Below are 19772 nucleotides of genomic sequence, written 5' to 3'. Positions count from 1 at the left end.
GGTTTTGCCCAGCCCAGGATTGTTTCATTCATTCATTCATTGTTTCAACTTGCAACCATTTATCGGAAGATGAAGAGTTGAAAATAAAAGCCATGTTTAAAACTAAACGGTACCTCTTTTTGCTTGAATCTCAAAGAATACCAATCAAATTTCAACTATTCCATGCCAATCAGGTATAATAGATAAAAGCATCTCTAAAGTGGAGAATCAGCTAAGTAACCGAAAAAGAGGAACATAAATGACTGAACATAGCTTCAATGATTTTAACATAAGTCCCGAAATTATACGGGCATTAAGTAAAATGAATTATTTTCAACCGACAGAGGTCCAGCAAAAGGTGATTCCAATTGCGATTGGTAATCAGGATCTTATCGTAAAAGCACAAACTGGCAGCGGGAAAACAGCTGCGTATGGAATCCCGATTTGTCATCATATAGAGTGGATAGAAAATAAACCTCAGGCACTTATCCTAACCCCTACCAGAGAATTGGCTGCGCAGGTGAAGGAAGATTTAACGAATATTGGCCGATTTAAGCGGATTAAAGCAGCTGCTGTTTATGGAAAGCAATCATTTGCTAAGCAGCAGCTGGAGCTTAAGCAAAAAAATCATATTGTTGTTGGAACACCTGGAAGAGTGTTGGATCACATTCAAAAAGGTACATTAAATGTTGATGAACTTCGCTATTTGGTAATTGATGAAGCAGATGAAATGTTGAATATGGGCTTTATTGATCAGGTTGAAGCCATTATAAATGAATTACCTAAGGAACGAATCAGCATGCTGTTTTCAGCAACATTGCCGGATGATATTCAAAACCTATCCAATCAATATTTAAAAGAACCAATCTTTATTGAAATTAACAAAAAAGAGATGACGACTCAGTTGATCGAACACTCTTATTATAGGGTCAAGCATGAAAAGAAAGCGGAGCTGCTAAGGAAAGTTACGACGATAGAGAATGCGGATAGCTGCATCGTTTTTTGCCGCACACAGGAACAGGTAAACAATCTGTTTGATACATTGGTTAAATGGGAGTATTCATGCGGTAAAATTCATGGTGGAATGTATCAAGAGGACCGCTTCGATGTTATGAATCAATTTAAACGGGGTGAGTTTCGATATTTAATTGCCACGGATGTCGCTGCGCGCGGAATTGATATTGAAAATATTACGCATGTCTTGAATTACGATTTTCCAGTGGAAAAGGAATCCTATGTACATAGGACGGGAAGAACGGGCCGTGCGGGACATACGGGAGTAGCCATTTCTTTTGTAACTCCTTTTGATGAAGAATTATTGAGAGAGGCAGAAGAATATATAGGCTTTGCTATTCAGGTAAAAGAGGAGCCAACTGAAGCAGAAGTAGAAAAATGCAGGCCGAATTTCGAATCAAAAATGTTCGAAAATGAGATAAAGGAAGATAAAACGACCGAATTAAACAGTGGAATTATGAAGCTGTTTTTCAATGGCGGCAAGAAAAAGAAATTGAGAGCTGTCGATTTTGTGGGGACAATTGCAAAAATTGAAGGCATATCTGCTGAAGACATTGGAATTATCACAATTCAAGACCAGGCTACATTTGTTGAAATATTGAACAATAAAGGTCCAATCGTCTTACAGGCTATGAAGAATAAAACTGTTAAAGGAAAGAAATTAAAGGTATATGAGGCATTTGAATAATAATAGGATGCTCACCGATCTAAACAGCCCTTCCGAATCGTTCGGAAGGGCTGTTTTAATTAGATCCATCCTAAAGATCTAATCATCATTCATGATAACCAAATCAGCTCGTTCTAGCGGGGTAACTTTCTTTATATAATACTCTTCTGCTTTCCAGTATCGATTTTGAAATTTATCGATATTCTCCTGTGTGGTCTTACTTTCCCGGCTGAATCTAGTTACTCTGGAACAATCTAGGTAAATCATAAAATCAAAGAATGCTCTCCATTCTTTTCTTTGCAGAAATATACCTTCAACGATAATGAGGGAAGTTGCTGGAATCTGGATTACTTGCCATTTTTGCTTATCAGTGGTGGGGTCATATGCAGGGAGGAGTAACTCAGTTGATTTCTTTAATTGATTGAAAAAATTAGCTCTTAGCCACTCCGCGTCCCATTGGAGTCGGTAATATTCAATCCATTCATCGTGACCAGTGTGATAACGTTTATCTTTATCTACAATAAAATCATCAATATGAAAAAGGTGAAATGATAGACTCTGTTTCTCAAGTGACTGTTTCATTCTTTTGGTAAAAGTCGTCTTCCCAGAACGACTGAGGCCATCAATACCAAGAATAAATCTTTGTCCTACTTTAAGTTCGGGTAATTGATTAATTAGATTTTGTATATAATTCCCCAAGTATTTCCTTGCCTCCTGTACTTTGAAATTATCCTCACTTAAATAAAAGAATTTGATTTTTCCGTTATTTAATCTCCTTTAGAAATATTTTCCTTTATAATTATAGAAAGGGCAATACAAAGGAGGCGGTTACGTGGATATTGCCAGACATTATAAACAGATGCCACCCACTTTTCAAAAGTTACAGAAACTGCAGGACAATCTTGAAAAAGACGGGTATTCTTTAGATTCACTTGGACTAATGCTGGACACGGAGGATCAGAATTATTTCGTCACACCATGCGATGTCATTACATTTGCGTCTACCGGAGCGGATGGGATTCATTTTGGTTTATTGACTGATTTTGGAGCTGTTACTGATTTGGAAGAGGCCTATGTGGTTTATGTTAGCCCTATGGATTTTGGATCAGCTGTTTTTTTGGCTGCTCGTAATTTAAAGGAATTTACGAATCTCCTTTTCACGATGAAGGATGCGATCGAAATCGGAAATTTTCTTTCGATTGAGATGGCTGATGAAGGAGAAGAAAGTGAAGACAAAGCGGAATTCGAATATGATGAAGAAGAGTTTTTACAAGAGAGGAAATATGTACTTGGAAAATTAAAGGAATCATTAAATTGTACGGTTATTCAAGATGTAAAGTCATATTATAACAATCTATTTAAGGAGAGAAAACAGCAAATCGCTATACATACACAAGACGGGATTGGGGTGATTCCGATAAGTAATCAACCAATCACACGCGATAAATACGAATTAGAAGAGGATGTGGAAATTGACGTTCAAGATTTACAGGCATACTTTCAGAAAGCTTCCGTAGAAAATAAACTTGCTTTTGTCAGAGATGCACAAACTCTTGGCATTATAATGGATGATGAAGAAGTCAGGGAGTTCGTTTTAAGTGAGCTAAGGGGACTTGGATACAAGATTGAAGCGGATCGATTACAACACAGTAATGAATCCGATTAAAGAGAAAAGTTTTCCACATATCTGAATGGGTATATTAATAAGTAGCCTCCTTTTGTGGCAGAATATAAAAATTATTAATATCGAGTTAGAGGGAGAATAATGGATTTACTTTTATCAATTATATTGCTTTTAGTCATGCTTTTAATATCGAATATTATTAGCCACTATATTCCATCCATCCCCACCGCTTTAACTCAAATAGCTTTGGGGATTTTATTTGCTTTATTCATACAGGATCTATCATTTGAGTTAAAAGCGGAATGGTTTTTGCTTTTATTTATTGCACCACTATTATTTAATGATGGACGTCGATTTCCACGCGATGATTTATGGAAAATGCGCTGGCCAATATTGGCCAATGCATTTATTCTTGTTTTTTTAACGACTATAATTGGCGGATATTTTATTAATTGGCTGATTCCCAGTATTCCGTTGGCCGCTGCTTTTGCTTTAGCAGCTATCCTTTCTCCAACGGATCCAGTAGCGGTGAACGGAATTGCCGAAAGGATTTACTTACCGACGATTATTTTACGTCTTGTTCGAGGCGAATCGTTGATTAATGATGCGTCTGGTTTAATTGCCTTTAATTATGCAGTTGCTGCGGTTGTAACAGGTTATTTTTCATTACAGGAGGCAGCAGCCGATTTTGTTTATGTGGTAATTGTTGGTGCGATTGCTGGTATTATCCTCGGATTATTAGCTATCCTAATCCGTTATTCACTAAGAAGACAAGGGATACAGGATGTCACCTTTTATTCTTTGCTGCAATTTGTAACGCCATTTATTGTTTATATTGTTTCAGAAGAAGTCCTGCACGCCTCTGGTGTAATTGCTGTAGTAGCTGCAGGTATTGTTCATTCCAGTTTAAGTGAAAAGACTGGAATGAAAAGTGCTGAGGAACAGGTGGTCACTGAGAATATGTGGTCGATCATCTTGTTTGTACTCAATGGAGTGGTGTTTTTATTATTGGGCTTGAGTTTGCCTTCTTCTATGAGAGCAACGGTAGAGAATCCTCTAATCAGCAATTGGCTTGTGCTCGGTTATGTCCTGGCGATTGGTTTGGCTATCATGATTATCCGAATTGTTTGGTCCTACTGCTTCTTAAGCATGGGTTATTACATAACTAACCGAAAAGAACAATCGAAGCCCAGCTGGAAAGTGGCCCTTCTAACCGGCTTGACCGGCGTACGCGGTGCAATTACGATGGCAGGTGTATTGTCAATGCCATACTTTGTAGCAACTGGAGATTTATTTCCTGAACGTTCTCTAATTGTATTTATAGCAGGCGGTGTTATTTTATTTACTCTTTTAGCTGCGACTATTCTATTGCCTCTGATCAGTAAAAAAGCCATTGAACCAGAGAATGATGAAGAGAAAGAGTTTTTAGATGCTCAGATGAAATTAAAAATATTGAGGACTGCCATAAAGCGGATTGAAGAAGAACTAGAGCCGGAGAATCAATCCGCTGGTTACGAGTTAATTGGTGAATATAAAAAGATGATTGAGCAAATTCGCTATGAAAATAAGGATTTAGAATTTATTAAGGTATCGCAAAAAGAGAGAATTGAGGCTCGCTTAGTTGGTTTAAGAGCAGAAAGACATTATATCCAGGAGGCTGCTGCTGATGGTTCTGTAAGTGAAGAGATTGTGAAAAGACTCGAGAAGTCCTTGGATATAAGAGAAAATTTACTCACAGAGAATTTCATGTCCAAAATAACGACTCTTTTTGGCCAATTATATAGGAAGTATAAGCAATATAAGCGTGTGATAACCAAGGAAAACGAAAAGACGGCAGTCCTGTTAAATGATATGCGGGATATTCAGATTCAGGCGACAAAAGCTGCCATTGAAAGTCTAGAAAAATATGTAGAGGAAACGAACAATTCACATGTTTCATCCATCATTTATGAGTATCGAAGAATTATTGATAAACTGAAGCAACCAAATAAAGCCCGTTCAAATAATAGTATGAAGGATCAGCAAAAAGAAGAATTACGTTTCAAAGCTATTGAAGCTGAACGAGCTGACATTCAGCGAATGTATGAAGAAGGCCAAATAAATCGCGAACTGGCTCAGGATTTACGTCGATTTGTGAATTATGTGGAGAGTGTTATGCTTCAGGAAATTGAGGAATAGGCTTGCAGGTGTTCTACCTGTGAGCTTTTTTGTTTACCGTTTAAAGGTAAAGGGAAATGTGAGTATAAGATTTCACATAAAATACATTTTTGGTCAAATATACCACTATCTTAGATGATAAAATTTAGGAGAATGAAACGGAGGAGGCAACCAACATGAAAGTATTTATGATTGGCGGTACGGGCTTATTAGGTGCTGAAGGCGCAAGGGTATTAATTGAACAAGGGCATGAAGTGGCAACATTGTCACTGCCACCTATCCCTGAAGGCAGTAACCTTCCTGAAGAAATGGAGATAACTCTGGGAAATTATTTAACATTGACAGATGATGATATTCGTAAATATTTAACAGGCTGTGACGGATTTGTTTTTGCGGCAGGTGTAGATGAAAGAGTAGAGGCACCATCACCAATCTATTCATTTTTTGAAAAATATAATATTACACCATTAGAACGGCTATTAAGAATAGCAAAGGAATGCGGTGTCAAACATTCAGTTGTACTGGGGTCGTATTTTGCTTATTTTAATAGAGAACTACCCGAGTATGAACTGACGAAGCACCATCCATATATAAGGAGCCGTGTAGATCAGGCTAATATGGCTTTATCCTTCGGGGATGATGATATGAGTGTAGCCGTTTTGGAGGTTCCATATGTCTTTGGAAGCCAGCAGGGACGTAAGCCTGTTTGGGTATTCCTTGTTGAACAGATTCAAAATATGAAAGAAGCTGTCATGTATCCTGAAGGAGGAACAACCATGGTGACAGCGAAGCAGATCGGGGAGTGCATTGCTGGTGCCTTAATAAATGGGAAGACAGGTAATTACCCGGTTGGCTATTATAATATGGAGTGGAAAGAAATGCTGACCATCTTCCATAAATACATGGGAACACCGGACAAAGAAATCATAACAATTCCTGCCTCTAATTATATTGAAGCGATGAAGGCGAAAGCAGAAAAACAAAAGAGTGCTGGAATAGAACTGGGATTGGATACGGCTGAATTCGCAAAAATCTTTACTAAAAATCTTTTCATTGATAAAAAGACAATTGTTGACCACTTTGGTGTACAGCCAGATGATATAGAAAAAGCCATCGGAGAATCAGTTCAGTTAAGTCTGGATATATTGGAAGGAAAAAAAGCCGTAGTTGATATGAAAGCTGAATAAATCTACATGAGAGAAAAATATATATAAAGGAAGGGAAGCTTTGTTTCCTTCCTTTTTGTTATGAAAAAGGTAATGGGTCATTATAAAGAACCTTAACAAAAGGCTGTTTCGTAAAGATTGTGGCTTTCGTATGGAAGGGGAAGTTGGTATGGTTCGTATTATATAGTTCAGCCAGAACTTTCTGGTTGAACTTTTTATATGGATTTATTCTATCAGTAGCCAGGGTAGAATTTACGGGGATGTGGGACTGATATGGATTTCCTCCGCTAAACTGTTCACCCCCTACTTGTATAAATATATATAAGGCTAGGTGGACTGAGATCTTGTATAACAAACGAAGCTATAATACTACTTGGAGGAAATAGGGGGGACTGGTGAATCTATCAGAGGAGTATAAAGAACGAACCCAATTGTGGGCGTAGATAGCATTTTAATAAATTAATGGAGGATTAGTTAAAGAAGAAGTAATATTTACAATAAAGAAAACACGCCGTTTTTTGGGGCGTGTTTTCTTTATCTTTATGCCATTTATGATATCAAAAAGGTTATTACTTCAGAGTATTTTTAGAAAAGCATCTCAAAACGTAAACCTTTGGATTTATTCTGGTACTAATAGGTGTTACTCTATTTATGGGATTAATCGTAAGAAAGGCTGGCAAGTAAGCAAAAAGCCATGAGAAACATAACTCATGGCATTCGATTACAAGGTATTAATGCTGTTTATTTGGAAGTTTTTTGCTTGGACGTCCATATCCTTGTTTAGCTTGGTTCTTTTCAGCCTTTTGTTGCTTTTCATGCAAATTTTCTACAAATTCATGAGTGCTTTCTTCTTTCATATATTTCATCCTCCCTCTTATGGATTTATAGTTATTTTCTCAATTTTAATGGAATTCATGCATGACGAAAATAGATTATAATAGAGGAAACGAAAATAAAGGGTAGATGGAGGAAAATAGATGACCGGTAAAGTAGGGTTAGTAATTGGGGCAACCGGATTAGTTGGAAAGGAATTGGTGACAACGCTTTTGGATTCACGTGAATTTGAGAAAGTGATTGTATGGGTAAGGACCAGCACGGGTATTCAACATTCAAAGCTTAGGGAAAGTTTTCCGGATTTTGAACAATTGGATCAGGAACCTCTACCAAGTGATGTTGATTGTATTTTTTGCTGTTTGGGTACAACCATTAAGAAAGCGAAGACAAAGGAAGCGTTTAGGAAAGTCGATTATACATACCCGTTGATGCTTGCAGAGAATGCTAAACAGCACCAGGTTCGTCAATTCTTAATTATTTCTGCAATGGGTGCTGATGAAAAATCCCATGTGTTTTACAGCAAAACAAAAGGGCAACTGGAGACTGCATTGAAACAGCTTCAATTAAACAGTCTAACCATTTTTAGACCATCACTTTTATTGGGGAATAGGCAAGAATTTAGATTGGGAGAGGGATTGGCAGCTTTAGTCAGTAAATCTTGCCCGTTTGTATTTAAAGGTCCTCTTAAGAAATATAAGCCGGTACAAGGAAAAATGGTGGCAGAGGCTATGTATATATGTGCGCTGCAGGATAAAAAGGGTATAAATGAAGTTGCTTCCTATGAGATAGAGCAAATTGCCAAGTATTCCGATAAATTATAAAATGCTAAAAGTTCACCATCCTTACAGAATCTGAATGGTTAATGTATAATAGAAATTACTATTAGTAAACAGAGGTTACAAAATGAAAAACAATGAAGAACTTATCAATCAACTGGGATTGCAAGATAAAATCACATTAGAGGATATACCAGATATTGATTTATATATGGATCAAGTCATTCAATTATTCGAGAGTAAATTCAAAATGTCTAAGCGGAATGATGATGAAAAAGTTTTAACTAAAACGATGATTAACAATTATGCCAAGGGTAAAGTATTTTTTCCTATTAAAAATAAAAAATATTCTAAGCGGCATTTAATAGTAATCAGCCTGATTTATCAGTTGAAAGGGACACTCTCTATAAGTGACATTAAAACGATTCTGGGACCCTTGAACACTAAGATAGTAGAGGAAGACTTACAGCTTGATGAGCTGTATTCCAGCTTTCTGCGCTTGACTGATCACAATGCTCATAAATTTAAAGAAGACATACTAGAGAGTATCTCTGAGGCAAAAGAAGAAGGGGTACATTTAGGCGGCACTCTGGATGAGTTCAATGGCGATGTTGAATATTTTGAGAAATTATTAATGATCGCTTCTCTTTCTCATATGAGCCAGCTGTATAAAAAAGCAGCAGAGAATCTGGTAGATGAATTTAACAGTGGTAATAAAACGAAATCATAAAAAATATCCGTTTAATTATAAAGAGCCAAGTGCATACCCTGCATTGGCTCTTTGATTTTATTTAGTTTTAATTTTACCCTTCCATTGTTTGAAGCCGCCCTCGAGTTGATAAAGTTCACGATAGCCTTTTTTATATAGCATCTGAGCAGCTCGTGTGCTTCTCATTCCGCTTTGACAATAAAGATAAACAGGTTTATCTTTGCGGAGTTCCTTCATACGCATTTTCAATTGTGTTGAAGGTATGTTGCGGGCTCCTAAAATATGTCCGCCATCAAACTCTTTTTGCTCACGAACATCTATTAACTGAGCTTTTCGATAGCCAGCTTTAAAGTCCTCTTGGGACAATGTCGTAACCATTTTTTTGCTGGAGAACCAACTGTAGATGGAATATCCAATGATCAATACAGCCAGAACAATTAATACGATTAATGATGTTGGCAATTCAATCCCCACTTTCTCTTTCTGTTCACTTTACTATTATACAGTTCGTATATTTGTCTGGCAAAAAAATTTTCTGGTAATAGTTTACGAATTTGTGATAAAAAATTATTGCATTTAGGAAGGTAGACATATTGTCTTTGGATTCAAAATAATGGTTATATCGATATAGCGTTATTAGAAAGGACAATAAGTTTACAAATCACTATAAATCAAGTATCGTGCATTATGGACAAAAATTTATTTTTTAGGAAAAAAATTTTGGGTCGAAAATGCAAAATTGCTGTTATATGAAGCATAGTTAAGCTTCATAATATGCAAGCTGAGATTTTGTTTATTTTGGTTCGAAAATAGTTAAAAAGAAGATTATATCTTTGATTTTCTTTACTTTTTGTAAAATTTTAATAATTGACAATTTTAGCAGAAGATGCTCCAGACACTATATGTGGTATGAATTATAAAAATACAAATACTATATGTTGAATTAAAATGTAGCCTATGATAACGTAGAGATATTCATTTAAGAACTTAACAAAGATAAATAAAAAAGAGATAATATTATTGGTTGAAGGAGAGATCAAATTGCCTACTGTAACAAATCGCAAGTTGTCTATAAATGTCGAAAGGTTAAATAAAGATATAGCCCTATTTCCGCAAGTTTTTCCGATTACTCCAGACATGAATAAGACGTATAAGGGTGTTTCAAGGCTTGTGATGATAGATCGCTATTCCTTCAAAGATACGGAAAAAATGACACTTAGTAATGGAGATTTTGTTGTACTTACCATTAAAGAAGACCCAAAATTTCCTGCCCGTGGACTTGGGTACATCCAACATATTGATTGGGAAGCCAAGAAAGCACATGTATTGGTTGAAGAAGAATTCCGCTCATCCTTGGACAAGCATGATGAAATTAAAACCGGTCTGATTTGTAAATCACTCGACGTCATTGAAAAACCACTTGAAATTTATTATGAACAGATTGCGAAACGGAATGCACGCGGTTTGGCTGAAGTTGAAAAAACGGAAGAGAAACGCAAGGAATGGTTTGATAAATTTTATAATGAATTAGTTCAAACGAATTTTATCCCGGCAGGACGTGTGCTCTATGGAGCCGGTTCTGAAACAGAAGTAACCTACTTTAACTGCTATGTAATGCCATTTATTAATGACAGCCGTGAAGGGATTTCTGAACATCGCAAACATGTGATGGAAATTATGAGTCGCGGAGGCGGTGTCGGTACGAATGGTTCCACTTTACGTCCAAGAAACACGCTTGCTCGCGGTGTAAACGGAAAATCCTCAGGTGCAGTATCCTGGTTGGATGATATTGCAAAATTAACTCACTTAGTTGAACAGGGGGGTTCCCGTCGCGGAGCTCAAATGATTATGCTCTCTGACTGGCATCCGGATATCGTAGAATTTATCATCTCAAAAATGCAAAATCCTAAAATTTTGCGCTTCTTAATGGAAGTCAGCAAGGATGAAGTAATTCGTAGACATGCATCTGAAAAATTGAAATTCACTCCGCTCACACTGCAAGAGGAAGCCATGTATCAAGGCATAGTCAATTATAAAAACATCTCGGGGTTTGGCGGATTTAATGAGGCAATCATTAAGGAAGCAGAAGAAAAACTTTCCGCTGGTGGAAATGATACTGTTCATAATCCAGACTTTTTAACAGGTGCCAATATTTCAGTGTGCTTAACAAAAGAATTTATGGAAGCTGTAGAAAATGACGGAGAATATGAACTTCGATTCCCGGATGTTGAGTCCTATAATGAAGAAGATATGAAAGCCTATAATGAAAAATGGGCTGATTGCGGTGATGTACGCGAATGGGAGAAACTAGGTTATGCTGTGCGTGTATATCGTAAAATTAAAGCTCGCGAATTATGGAATTTAATCAATATCTGTGCGACTTATTCTGCGGAGCCGGGCATTTTCTTTATCGATAATGCAAACGATATGACAAACGCTAAAGCGTACGGTCAAAAAGTAGTTGCGACGAATCCTTGTGGGGAACAGCCATTGGCTCCTTATTCTGTATGTAACTTGGCTGCTGTCAATCTGGCTGAAATGACAGATAAAGATCGCAAACAAGTGGACTTGGAGAAACTGAAACAAACGGTAAAAGTGGGCGTGCGCATGCAGGATAATGTTATTAACGCGACTCCATACTTCCTTGAAGCCAATAAAAAACAGGCTCTAGGGGAAAGACGCGTTGGCCTAGGTGTAATGGGTCTGCATGATATGCTTATTTATTGTGAAAAAGAATATGGTTCCGAAGAAGGAAATAAGCTGGTTGATATTGTATTTGAAACAATTGCAACTGCAGCATATGAGGAATCTATTGAAATTGCGAAAGAAAAAGGCAGCTTCCCATTCTTAGTTGGTGAATCAGAGGAAGAAACGAAGGAATTGCGCACACGTTTTATTAATACAGGGTATATGAAAAAAATGCCTGAACATATTCGTGAAGGAATCATGAAATATGGTATTCGCAACTCACATTTGTTAACAGTTGCTCCTACTGGAAGCACTGGTACAATGGTAGGTGTTTCTACAGGTCTTGAACCATACTTCTCATTCACATATTTCAGAAGCGGACGTTTGGGTAAATTTATTGAAGTGAAAGCTGATATAGTAGAAGAGTATTTACGTCGCAATCCTAATGCAGACAGCAATAATCTACCTTCATGGTTTATTTCTGCAATGGATTTAACTCCTGAGAAACACGCTGATGTACAATGCATTATCCAACGTTGGATTGATAGCTCGATCAGTAAAACGGTAAATGCACCGAAAGGATATTCCGTTGAACAAGTAGAACGAGTATATGAGCGTCTATATAAAGGCGGAGCTAAGGGTGGAACTGTATACGTAGATGGAAGCCGTGATACACAGGTATTAACGTTAAAGGCTGAAAACGATACGGATCAATCCACTCAGCCACAACATACGAAGCAGCATGTTGTTCTTATCGACACAATTGATGCACTTGAATCAACAAGCGTAACAATCGGAAGCGAAGTTGGAAATACTTGTCCGGTCTGCCGCCAAGGAAAAGTGGAGGAACTTGGTGGGTGCAATACATGTACGAACTGCGGTGCTCAGCTTAAATGTGGATTGTAAATAAAAAATTGATATAAGTGATAAAAAGGATGGTAAAGATTAACGCCATCCTTTTTTTTATTTCTGAACACACTATCTGTTAAGTAGGTGAAAAACATGAAACCATTTATTCCTCAATTAGTTTATTTTGAACCTAAAGCATTGGAATATCCGTTAGGAAAGGCTTTATATGAAAAATTTCAGAGCCTGCCAGTGGAAATTAGGCAAACCACATCCCATAATCAGATTCGCGATTTGCCCGGTGATAATGAACTGCAAAAATATCGAATCGCCAAATCCACGATGGTGATTGGAATACGGAAGACATTAAAATTTGATACATCAAAGCCTTCAGCAGAGTATGCGATCCCGCTGGCTACAGGATGTATGGGGCATTGTCATTATTGTTATTTACAAACAACGCTTGGCAGTAAGCCCTATATTAGAGTGTACGTGAATCTAGAAGAGATTTTTGAACAGGCAAGTAAATATATGGAACAGAGAGCGCCGGAAATCACAAGATTTGAGGCGGCTTGTACCTCCGATATAGTAGGTATTGATCACCTCACGCATTCCTTAAAGGAAACGATTAATTTTATCGGCAGTACTGAATATGGAAGATTACGATTTGTAACTAAATTTCATCATGTCGATCATTTGCTTGATGCTAGACATAATGGAAAAACCAGTTTCCGCTTCTCCATAAACTCCCGTTATGTTATAAAAAATTTTGAGCCAGGAACCTCTTCGTTTGATGAGCGGTTGGAGGCTGCTCGAAAAGTGGCAGCAGCGGGATATCATCTTGGGTTTATAGTCGCTCCGATATATATGCATGAAGGCTGGGAAGAAGGATATTACGAATTATTTGATCGTTTGAGGCATGCGTTAGGTGAAGAGCTGTCCATGATGAAAATTAGCTTTGAACTCATCCAGCATCGCTTTACAAAGCCGGCAAAAAAAGTTATTCAAGCACGATATCCTAAGACAAAGCTTGAGATGGATGAAACGAAGCGTAAGTATAAATGGGGGAAATACGGTATAGGGAAATATGTCTATCCTGATGAAGAAGCGAATGCTTTGAAAACTCATATAGAAAACTCCATCAAAGAGTTCTTTCCGAATGCAGAAATACAATACTTTACCTAATGTGTTCTAAACCTCTCTCTCCCAGATTAAAAATGAGTAAGTAAGGGGGGAGGGGTTTTATTTGTTTATTGACGGAGTGTTTTCCGGAGGAGGTATAAAAGGGTTTGCTCTTATTGGGGCAGTAATTGAATTAGAGAAGCAGGGATATCGGTTTAAAAGAGTAGCCGGAACAAGTGCAGGCGCAATCATTGCCGGGTTTATAGCAGCGGGGTACTCAGGGAGCGAAATTAATGAAATTATGAAAAGCGTTAAATTAACGAAGCTATTGGAAACAAAAAAAAATAAACATTTTCCACTAGCCAAATGGCTCAAATTATATTGGAGTATGGGACTTTACAAAGGGGATGCCTTGGAGCTATGGATTAAAGAGGTATTGGCCAGGAAAAATATTAGGACATTTGCAGATTTAGCTGATAAACAATTGAGAGTTATTGCATCTGATCTAACAAATGGAAGATTGATGGTTTTGCCGGATGATCTGCCAAAATATAATATAAACCCCAATCAGTTCTTAGTGGCGAGAGCGATTCGTATGAGCTGCTCTGTCCCCTTTTTCTTTCAGCCGATTACGCTTCGAACGGTAGGGGAGAAAAGGGTTATCGTAGATGGCGGGGTTTTAAGTAATTTTCCTATGTGGCTGTTTGATCAAGATAATGTTATCGCTGAGAGACCGGTGCTGGGATTAAGGCTGGTACCAGAAAAACAACAAGCAGTGGTCCATGAGCGTGATATCAATAATGCAATCGAACTTTTTACATCTTTATTTGAAACGATGAGGAATGCTCATGATGCCAGATATATTTCAAGAAAATTCGTTAAAAACATTGTGTTTATACCAATTAAAGAGGCGGGATTTATAGAGTTTTCTATTTCTGACAATCAGCGGCTAGTATTAATTGATCAAGGTAAAGAAGCGGCGAAGCATTTTCTTAAGGATTGGGTTTACCGAATCAGATGATATAAAACAATAAACAAGTACACTTTGTAGCATCTACTAATAGTAGGGTGCTTTTTTTGTCTCAAAAAGAGTGGCTCTTAATAGTTATAAACGATAAGAATATGTTGATATAATAAATTGAATGAGAAAATAAAAACATTTTCTTTATATAATAGTAATATTTTCCATTATATAGTGTATTTTGTATAGGACGTTTTTCTCATTTATTAAACGATTATAATTTTTTAAAATAATGATATTGATAATCATTATCAACTGTTATATGATAAGAACCATCATATGTTGAAAGGGAGTTGTATGGATGAAAAGGATTTCATTTTTACTACTATCATTATTCATCCTGCTCGCAGGATGTTCAGGTGGTGGCACTTCACCAAATACAAATACAGATTCAAAGGCATCTGAAAAAAATAAGACCGTGAAGATTGCATGGGCAGATAGTGGGTTCCCATCTCCATTTACATTTACCTCAAATGGTCCCGGAGGATATTTACGCAGCAGTTTCATTTTTGACTCGCTTACTTGGAAAGATGAGACTGGGGTAATTCCTTGGCTGGCATCTTCCTGGGAAGTATCTGAGGACAAGCTAACATACACGTTTAATTTAGAAAAAGATGTGCAGTTTCATGATGGAGAATCATTAACCGCCGATGATGTTGTCTTTTCATATAACTATTTTAAGAAACATGCGTTCCAGTGGAATGCAGATATGTCTAAAATAGCTTCACTAAAGAAAATATCAAATCACAAAGTTGCAATTACGTTGACCGAGGAATATTCCCCATTTATCACTGAAATTGCCGGAATTCTTCCAATTCTACCAGAGCATATCTGGTCAGAAATTGAAAATCCAATGGAATATACGGAAGAAAATGCATTAATAGGTACAGGTCCATATGTTCTTGATAGCTATAACAGCTCGACTGGTAATTATCGTTACCTAGCAAATGAGGCTTATTTCAAAGGTGATGTTACGGTTAAGGAAGTTCAATATTTGAATGTAGAGAATAAAATGCTCTCCCTGCAAAAAGGGGAAATAACCGGCGGCATGACGTATAACTATACAGAAGTGAAGCAAATGGAAGAACAAGGGTTTAAAGCGCTTCAAAGTAATCCAACAGGAAGCGCAGTTCGTATTGTTTTTAATTTGGAAAATGAACAGTTAAGTGATAAAAGGCTACGTCAAGCAATTGCCTATGCACTTAATCGAGGTGAAATAGCAGAAAAAGTATTGGGGAATTCCAAAACCATTGTTGGTAGCGGAGGGGTAATTCCACCTGATTCGGATTGGTTTAATGAAGATGTAAAAAAATATGATTATGATGTGGATCAAGCAAATGAAATGTTAGATTCACTCGGATATGAAAAAAATAAAAATGGTGTTCGAGAAGAGCTTAGCTTAAAACTTCTGGTTTCTTCTACTCCTCAGGAAGCCGAATTAATGAGATCAATGCTTGCTGATGTAGGGGTGAAATTGCAAATTCAAACAGTAGATACAGCTACTTTTACAACTGCTATGAGTGAAGGGAAATATGATATGGCTTTAACAGGGCACATTGGATTAAGTGGGGATCCTGATTTCCTCCGCTTATGGTTCTCTGGTCAGGCAAGCAATGCATATGCTGGGAATGCTGTATTCAATCATCAAGAATTTAACGAGTTGGCTAGTAAACAACTGTCTCAAGAAGGGGAAGAGCGTAACGAAACAGTTGATTCTATGCAGGATATTTTAGCTGAAGAGCTGCCTACATTAGTGATTTACCATCGCCCGTTCTACTTTGTTTATGATGCTAATGTATTTGATGGATGGTTTAACACATATGGTGGTATTTCAGACGGAATTCCATTAACAGATAACAAGGCAGCGTTTATTGAATATGATTAAAATTTTTAAGCTGTACGGTTCTCTTCTTCTTATCTTGATTCTCTTAAATTTTTTTCTTCCTCGACTAATGCCGGGGGGACCTCTTGAATATTTAGAGGGGCAGGAAAGCGGTGCAACTTTAACAGAGCAACAAAAGAATTCAATGATTGAATATTATGGGCTGAATGATTCAATGGCTGAACAATTTATTGATTATATAGTTGGCATCGTACAGTTTGATTTTGGATTTTCATATACTTATAAATTGCCTGTTAATGATATCATAATGGACCATATTTCTTACACGCTATGGATTGTCGGAATTTCTTCTGTTCTATCTATTGTAATTGGTATTTTTTTAGGACTGTTATCGGGTTGGGTTCATCATAAAAAAGGTGATAAAACATTCATGTCAACAATGCTGGCAATTGGCGCTTTACCCGAATTTTTATTCGGTATGCTATTGCTTATTGTGTTTGGAGTTATGCTGGATATGCTTCCAATGAGCGGAGCCCATACACCGTTTATGGATAGCGAATCAATATGGGTAAAAGTTAATGATGCGGCTAAGTATGCTATTTTACCAATAGTGACATTAACCATGGTAAACCTGACAAGGATCTATTTACTCGTGCGTAATGAAACGATTCAGGTAGCTTCCTCACCTTACATTGAATTTGCGAAGATGAAGGGCGTCAGGGAAATCCGGTTAGTTTTCAGACATGCGTTTAAAAATGTTTTAATACCTATATTTACTCTGATTATGATAAGAATTGGCTACACCTTTACAGGAGCAATCTTTGTAGAGACGTTATTTTCTTACCCGGGAATTGGGCAGTTATTAAAAGAGTCCATTCTTTCACGGGATTACCCATTGATGCATGGTCTGTTTTTATTATTTGCTGTTATGATTTTGATTTGCAATGCACTGGCAGATTCTATTTATCCTAAACTAGATCCACGTGTTAGAGGGGGCAAACATGTTGAAAAAGTTCTATAAGTTCCCTTTACTTTGTTTAGCCGTGGTCATGCTGTTGGCATTCTTTGGTCCATTACTTTCTCCTTATTCAGCAATGGATTATAGCGGAGGATTGTTTGAACCTCCTTCATCTGAGCATTGGCTGGGTACAAATCGTTTAGGTCAGGATATATTTAGCCAATTATTATATGGAACCCGTACAAGTGTCTTAATTGGACTTTGTATTGCTCTGTGTTCGACAGTTTTAAGTGTATTGCTGGGACTGGCAGCGGGATATTTGCCGAAATTCGATAAATTCATTAACGGGCTGGCCAATATTTTATTAGTGCTTCCAAATTTGCTTTTGATATTATTGGTTGTTGCTTTTACGGGTTCCGGTGTAATTCAGCTTGTAATCATTTTAAGTCTTTTATCGTGGCCGGGTTATATGAGAATTATTCGATCCTCTGTTTTAACATTAAAAGAAAGAGAATTTGTAAAAGCATCGGCGCTGTTTGGTGGCAGTTCTTTTTATGTATTGAAATCTCATATTCTTCCGCAATTGCAGCCCATCATAAAGACTAAATTCGTGATGACATTTCAATCTGCTGTTTTGACAGAAGCAGGTTTAGCATTCCTAGGTTTGGGTGACCCGAATGTGATATCTTGGGGAAGCATGTTAAATATGGCTTTCACACAAACATCTATTTTCTTAACTGGCCAATGGACATGGATTGTATTGCCGCCAGTGATTATGCTGCTCATCACATCGGTTTCGCTTGCTTTCTTATTGGAAGATAAACAGAAGAAGTCTTCAAAAACAAAGAAACAAAAGGGTACAACACCAGTGACCGGCAAGTCTCGCGATTTATATTGTCACTTGGAGCAGGTTACATATGACGAGACTACTATTGTTGAAAATATCGAGTTTACGATCAAAAGAGGAGAGATTGTGAGTTTGATTGGGCCTTCAGGCAGTGGAAAAACAACGATAGCCAGAGCTTTGTACGGATTATTGCCGGCTGAGAACTGGGTTGGCGATGTTACATATGACGGTGAGTCTGTTCGCGAGAAATCCTTTAGAGAAAAGCACTACTGGAAAACATGCTCATTTATCTATCAGGATGCACGGGCGGCATTTAATCCAGTATTAAAAATAAAAGAACAGTTTTTAGAAACCGGTATAAGTCTTGCGGAAGCTGAGAAGAGTGTTGAAGAAGTCGCGTTAAATAAAAACATTTTGGACAAGTATCCGCATGAGTGCTCCGGCGGCATGTTGAGCCGGGCTCTAATCGCACTCTCTCTGGTAAATAAACCAGCTTTTGTGATTGCAGATGAATGCACAAGTGCGCTGGATCCTATATTGAAAAAAGAAGTAGTGGAACTCTTGGAGGAAAAAGTCCGTTCACATGGGATCAGTCTATTATTTATCACGCATGATTTAGATGTAGCGTATGCAATCTCGGATCGGATTTTTAGTTTAAGTGATAAACAACTGATGAAGGAAGTGCAATGAATGTTAAGAGTTCAAGATGTAAATAAAAGCTACCAAAATCAGGATGTGCTTCGGGGAATCAATTTTGAGATTTTGTGCAATGAATTTATTTGTTTGATAGGAGAATCAGGGTCAGGTAAATCTACAACGGCTGAAATTATTATGGGAATTCAATCACCGACAAGCGGACTTGTTGAAAAAGAGCCATGTTGTACGATTCAATATATTTACCAAAATCCGGAGCGTTCCTTTAACCCGTTTTGGACAATGGAGAAAAGTTTAATGGAACCGCTTGTACTTAAAAAGGAAAAGCCGGAATCAATAAAAAAGAAAATAAAAGAATTAATGGCTAAGGCGGACTTACCGACGGAATTATTAGCAAAAAAACCAAGCCAATGTTCCGGAGGACAAAAACAGAGATTAGCTATTATTAGAGCTTTATTAATGAATCCTAAGCTTTTAATAGCCGATGAAATTACATCTGCTCTGGATCCGCAAACAGAAAAGTTAATCATCAACCTATTAAAGAAATTTCAGGTTGAATTTCATATGTCTGTTTTATACATTACGCACCGAATTCAGTCTGTCGGTAATGTAGCAGATCGAATGATGGTACTTGAGACAGGGACCATTGTCGAAAGCGGACCTCCTTCTCAAGTTCTAAACCACTCAACACATCCCTACACAAAAAAATTAGTAGAGGCATGCTACTACTTTGAAAATAAAAAGCTGAGACGACTGAACAGGAGCGAAGAGCATAAGACGAATACTCGAAGGGAAAGTTCTTCCCCGCAGAGTATTTGCTTATGACTCGAGCTCCTAGGAGTCGAAGCTAGATTGAATAAAAAGCTG

At 37.4% G+C, this 19772-nt stretch carries 16 protein-coding genes; 13 read left to right on the top strand and 3 right to left on the bottom strand.

Going from position 1 to position 19772, the window contains the following annotated elements; translation table 11 throughout:
• Positions 1-238 precede the first annotated feature (238 nt).
• Positions 239-1681, top strand: coding sequence for a DEAD/DEAH box helicase (locus tag FHY45_RS16195; RefSeq protein WP_139892505.1), 1443 nt, complete (start codon positions 239-241; stop codon positions 1679-1681).
• A 78-nt stretch (positions 1682-1759) separates the two neighbouring features.
• Here FHY45_RS16195 and FHY45_RS16190 read toward each other — a convergent pair whose 3' ends face one another.
• Positions 1760-2359, bottom strand: a complete 600-nt coding sequence (locus FHY45_RS16190; RefSeq protein ID WP_139892503.1) for a kinase — start codon at positions 2357-2359, stop codon at positions 1760-1762.
• Between the two features lie 133 nt (positions 2360-2492).
• Between FHY45_RS16190 and FHY45_RS16185 the strand changes: the two genes are divergently transcribed.
• The 3 genes from FHY45_RS16185 (at position 2493) to FHY45_RS16175 (ending at position 6628) form a co-directional block, all read left to right on the top strand.
• Positions 2493-3326, top strand: a complete 834-nt coding sequence (locus tag FHY45_RS16185; RefSeq protein ID WP_139892501.1) for a hypothetical protein — start codon at positions 2493-2495, stop codon at positions 3324-3326.
• 99 nt (positions 3327-3425) lie between these two features.
• Positions 3426-5462 (top strand): Na+/H+ antiporter, encoded by a 2037-nt coding sequence (locus FHY45_RS16180; protein WP_066105025.1) that lies wholly within the window; start codon positions 3426-3428, stop codon positions 5460-5462.
• A gap of 155 nt (positions 5463-5617) precedes the next feature.
• On the top strand, positions 5618-6628 hold the full coding sequence (locus FHY45_RS16175) for an NAD-dependent epimerase/dehydratase family protein (protein ID WP_139892499.1): 1011 nt from the start codon (positions 5618-5620) through the stop codon (positions 6626-6628).
• A gap of 710 nt (positions 6629-7338) precedes the next feature.
• Here the strand turns inward: FHY45_RS16175 and FHY45_RS16170 are convergent.
• Positions 7339-7464, bottom strand: a complete 126-nt coding sequence (locus FHY45_RS16170) for a DUF4023 domain-containing protein (RefSeq protein ID WP_077248062.1) — start codon at positions 7462-7464, stop codon at positions 7339-7341.
• A 120-nt stretch (positions 7465-7584) separates the two neighbouring features.
• Here FHY45_RS16170 and FHY45_RS16165 point away from each other — a divergent pair, with 120 nt between their 5' ends.
• Both FHY45_RS16165 and FHY45_RS16160 read left to right on the top strand, forming a co-directional pair.
• Positions 7585-8262 (top strand): NAD(P)H-binding protein, encoded by a 678-nt coding sequence (locus tag FHY45_RS16165; RefSeq protein WP_139892497.1) that lies wholly within the window; start codon positions 7585-7587, stop codon positions 8260-8262.
• Between the two features lie 82 nt (positions 8263-8344).
• Positions 8345-8947, top strand: a complete 603-nt coding sequence (locus tag FHY45_RS16160) for a DUF1836 domain-containing protein (RefSeq protein WP_066105014.1) — start codon at positions 8345-8347, stop codon at positions 8945-8947.
• Between the two features lie 57 nt (positions 8948-9004).
• Here the strand turns inward: FHY45_RS16160 and FHY45_RS16155 are convergent, their stop codons facing one another.
• Positions 9005-9388, bottom strand: a complete 384-nt coding sequence (locus tag FHY45_RS16155) for a rhodanese-like domain-containing protein (RefSeq protein ID WP_225983605.1) — start codon at positions 9386-9388, stop codon at positions 9005-9007.
• A gap of 579 nt (positions 9389-9967) precedes the next feature.
• Here FHY45_RS16155 and FHY45_RS16150 point away from each other — a divergent pair.
• The 7 genes from FHY45_RS16150 (at position 9968) to FHY45_RS16120 (ending at position 19730) form a co-directional block, all read left to right on the top strand.
• On the top strand, positions 9968-12520 hold the full coding sequence (locus tag FHY45_RS16150; protein ID WP_139892495.1) for a vitamin B12-dependent ribonucleotide reductase: 2553 nt from the start codon (positions 9968-9970) through the stop codon (positions 12518-12520).
• A 96-nt stretch (positions 12521-12616) separates the two neighbouring features.
• Positions 12617-13645, top strand: a complete 1029-nt coding sequence (gene splB, locus FHY45_RS16145; protein ID WP_066105011.1) for a spore photoproduct lyase — start codon at positions 12617-12619, stop codon at positions 13643-13645.
• 61 nt (positions 13646-13706) lie between these two features.
• Positions 13707-14603, top strand: a complete 897-nt coding sequence (locus tag FHY45_RS16140; protein ID WP_066105006.1) for a patatin-like phospholipase family protein — start codon at positions 13707-13709, stop codon at positions 14601-14603.
• Between the two features lie 301 nt (positions 14604-14904).
• The gene (locus tag FHY45_RS16135) at positions 14905-16488 is read left to right on the top strand and encodes an ABC transporter substrate-binding protein (protein ID WP_066105003.1); all 1584 of its coding nucleotides are present in this window, start codon (positions 14905-14907) and stop codon (positions 16486-16488) included.
• The gene (locus tag FHY45_RS16130) at positions 16481-17467 is read left to right on the top strand and encodes an ABC transporter permease (protein ID WP_139892494.1); all 987 of its coding nucleotides are present in this window, start codon (positions 16481-16483) and stop codon (positions 17465-17467) included. Before FHY45_RS16135 ends, FHY45_RS16130 begins: the two co-directional genes overlap by 8 nt.
• A complete protein-coding gene (locus FHY45_RS16125; protein WP_139892492.1) occupies positions 17448-18941 on the top strand; it encodes an ATP-binding cassette domain-containing protein in 1494 nt (497 codons plus the stop codon). The genes FHY45_RS16130 and FHY45_RS16125 overlap by 20 nt, the downstream gene beginning before the upstream one ends.
• Positions 18942-19730 carry an ABC transporter ATP-binding protein gene (locus FHY45_RS16120; RefSeq protein ID WP_066104997.1) on the top strand — a complete coding sequence of 263 codons (789 nt, stop codon included), beginning with the start codon at positions 18942-18944 and terminating at the stop codon, positions 19728-19730.
• The last annotated feature ends 42 nt before the right edge of the window (positions 19731-19772 follow it).

It is taken from the genome of Bacillus sp. D386 (genome assembly GCF_006346415.1).
The sequence above is the reverse complement of the archived record's forward strand: the minus strand, read 5'-3'. Positions and strand labels throughout refer to the sequence as shown.

Coding starts and splice junctions, on each gene's coding strand:
- FHY45_RS16195 (WP_139892505.1), top strand. CDS start 239: ATGACTGAACATAGCTTCAATGATTTTAACATAAGTCCCGAAATTATA.
- FHY45_RS16180 (WP_066105025.1), top strand. CDS start 3,426: ATGGATTTACTTTTATCAATTATATTGCTTTTAGTCATGCTTTTAATA.
- FHY45_RS16175 (WP_139892499.1), top strand. CDS start 5,618: ATGAAAGTATTTATGATTGGCGGTACGGGCTTATTAGGTGCTGAAGGC.
- FHY45_RS16170 (WP_077248062.1), bottom strand. CDS start 7,464: ATGAAAGAAGAAAGCACTCATGAATTTGTAGAAAATTTGCATGAAAAG.
- FHY45_RS16165 (WP_139892497.1), top strand. CDS start 7,585: ATGACCGGTAAAGTAGGGTTAGTAATTGGGGCAACCGGATTAGTTGGA.
- FHY45_RS16160 (WP_066105014.1), top strand. CDS start 8,345: ATGAAAAACAATGAAGAACTTATCAATCAACTGGGATTGCAAGATAAA.
- splB (WP_066105011.1), top strand. CDS start 12,617: ATGAAACCATTTATTCCTCAATTAGTTTATTTTGAACCTAAAGCATTG.
- FHY45_RS16135 (WP_066105003.1), top strand. CDS start 14,905: ATGAAAAGGATTTCATTTTTACTACTATCATTATTCATCCTGCTCGCA.
- FHY45_RS16130 (WP_139892494.1), top strand. CDS start 16,481: ATGATTAAAATTTTTAAGCTGTACGGTTCTCTTCTTCTTATCTTGATT.
- FHY45_RS16125 (WP_139892492.1), top strand. CDS start 17,448: ATGTTGAAAAAGTTCTATAAGTTCCCTTTACTTTGTTTAGCCGTGGTC.
- FHY45_RS16120 (WP_066104997.1), top strand. CDS start 18,942: ATGTTAAGAGTTCAAGATGTAAATAAAAGCTACCAAAATCAGGATGTG.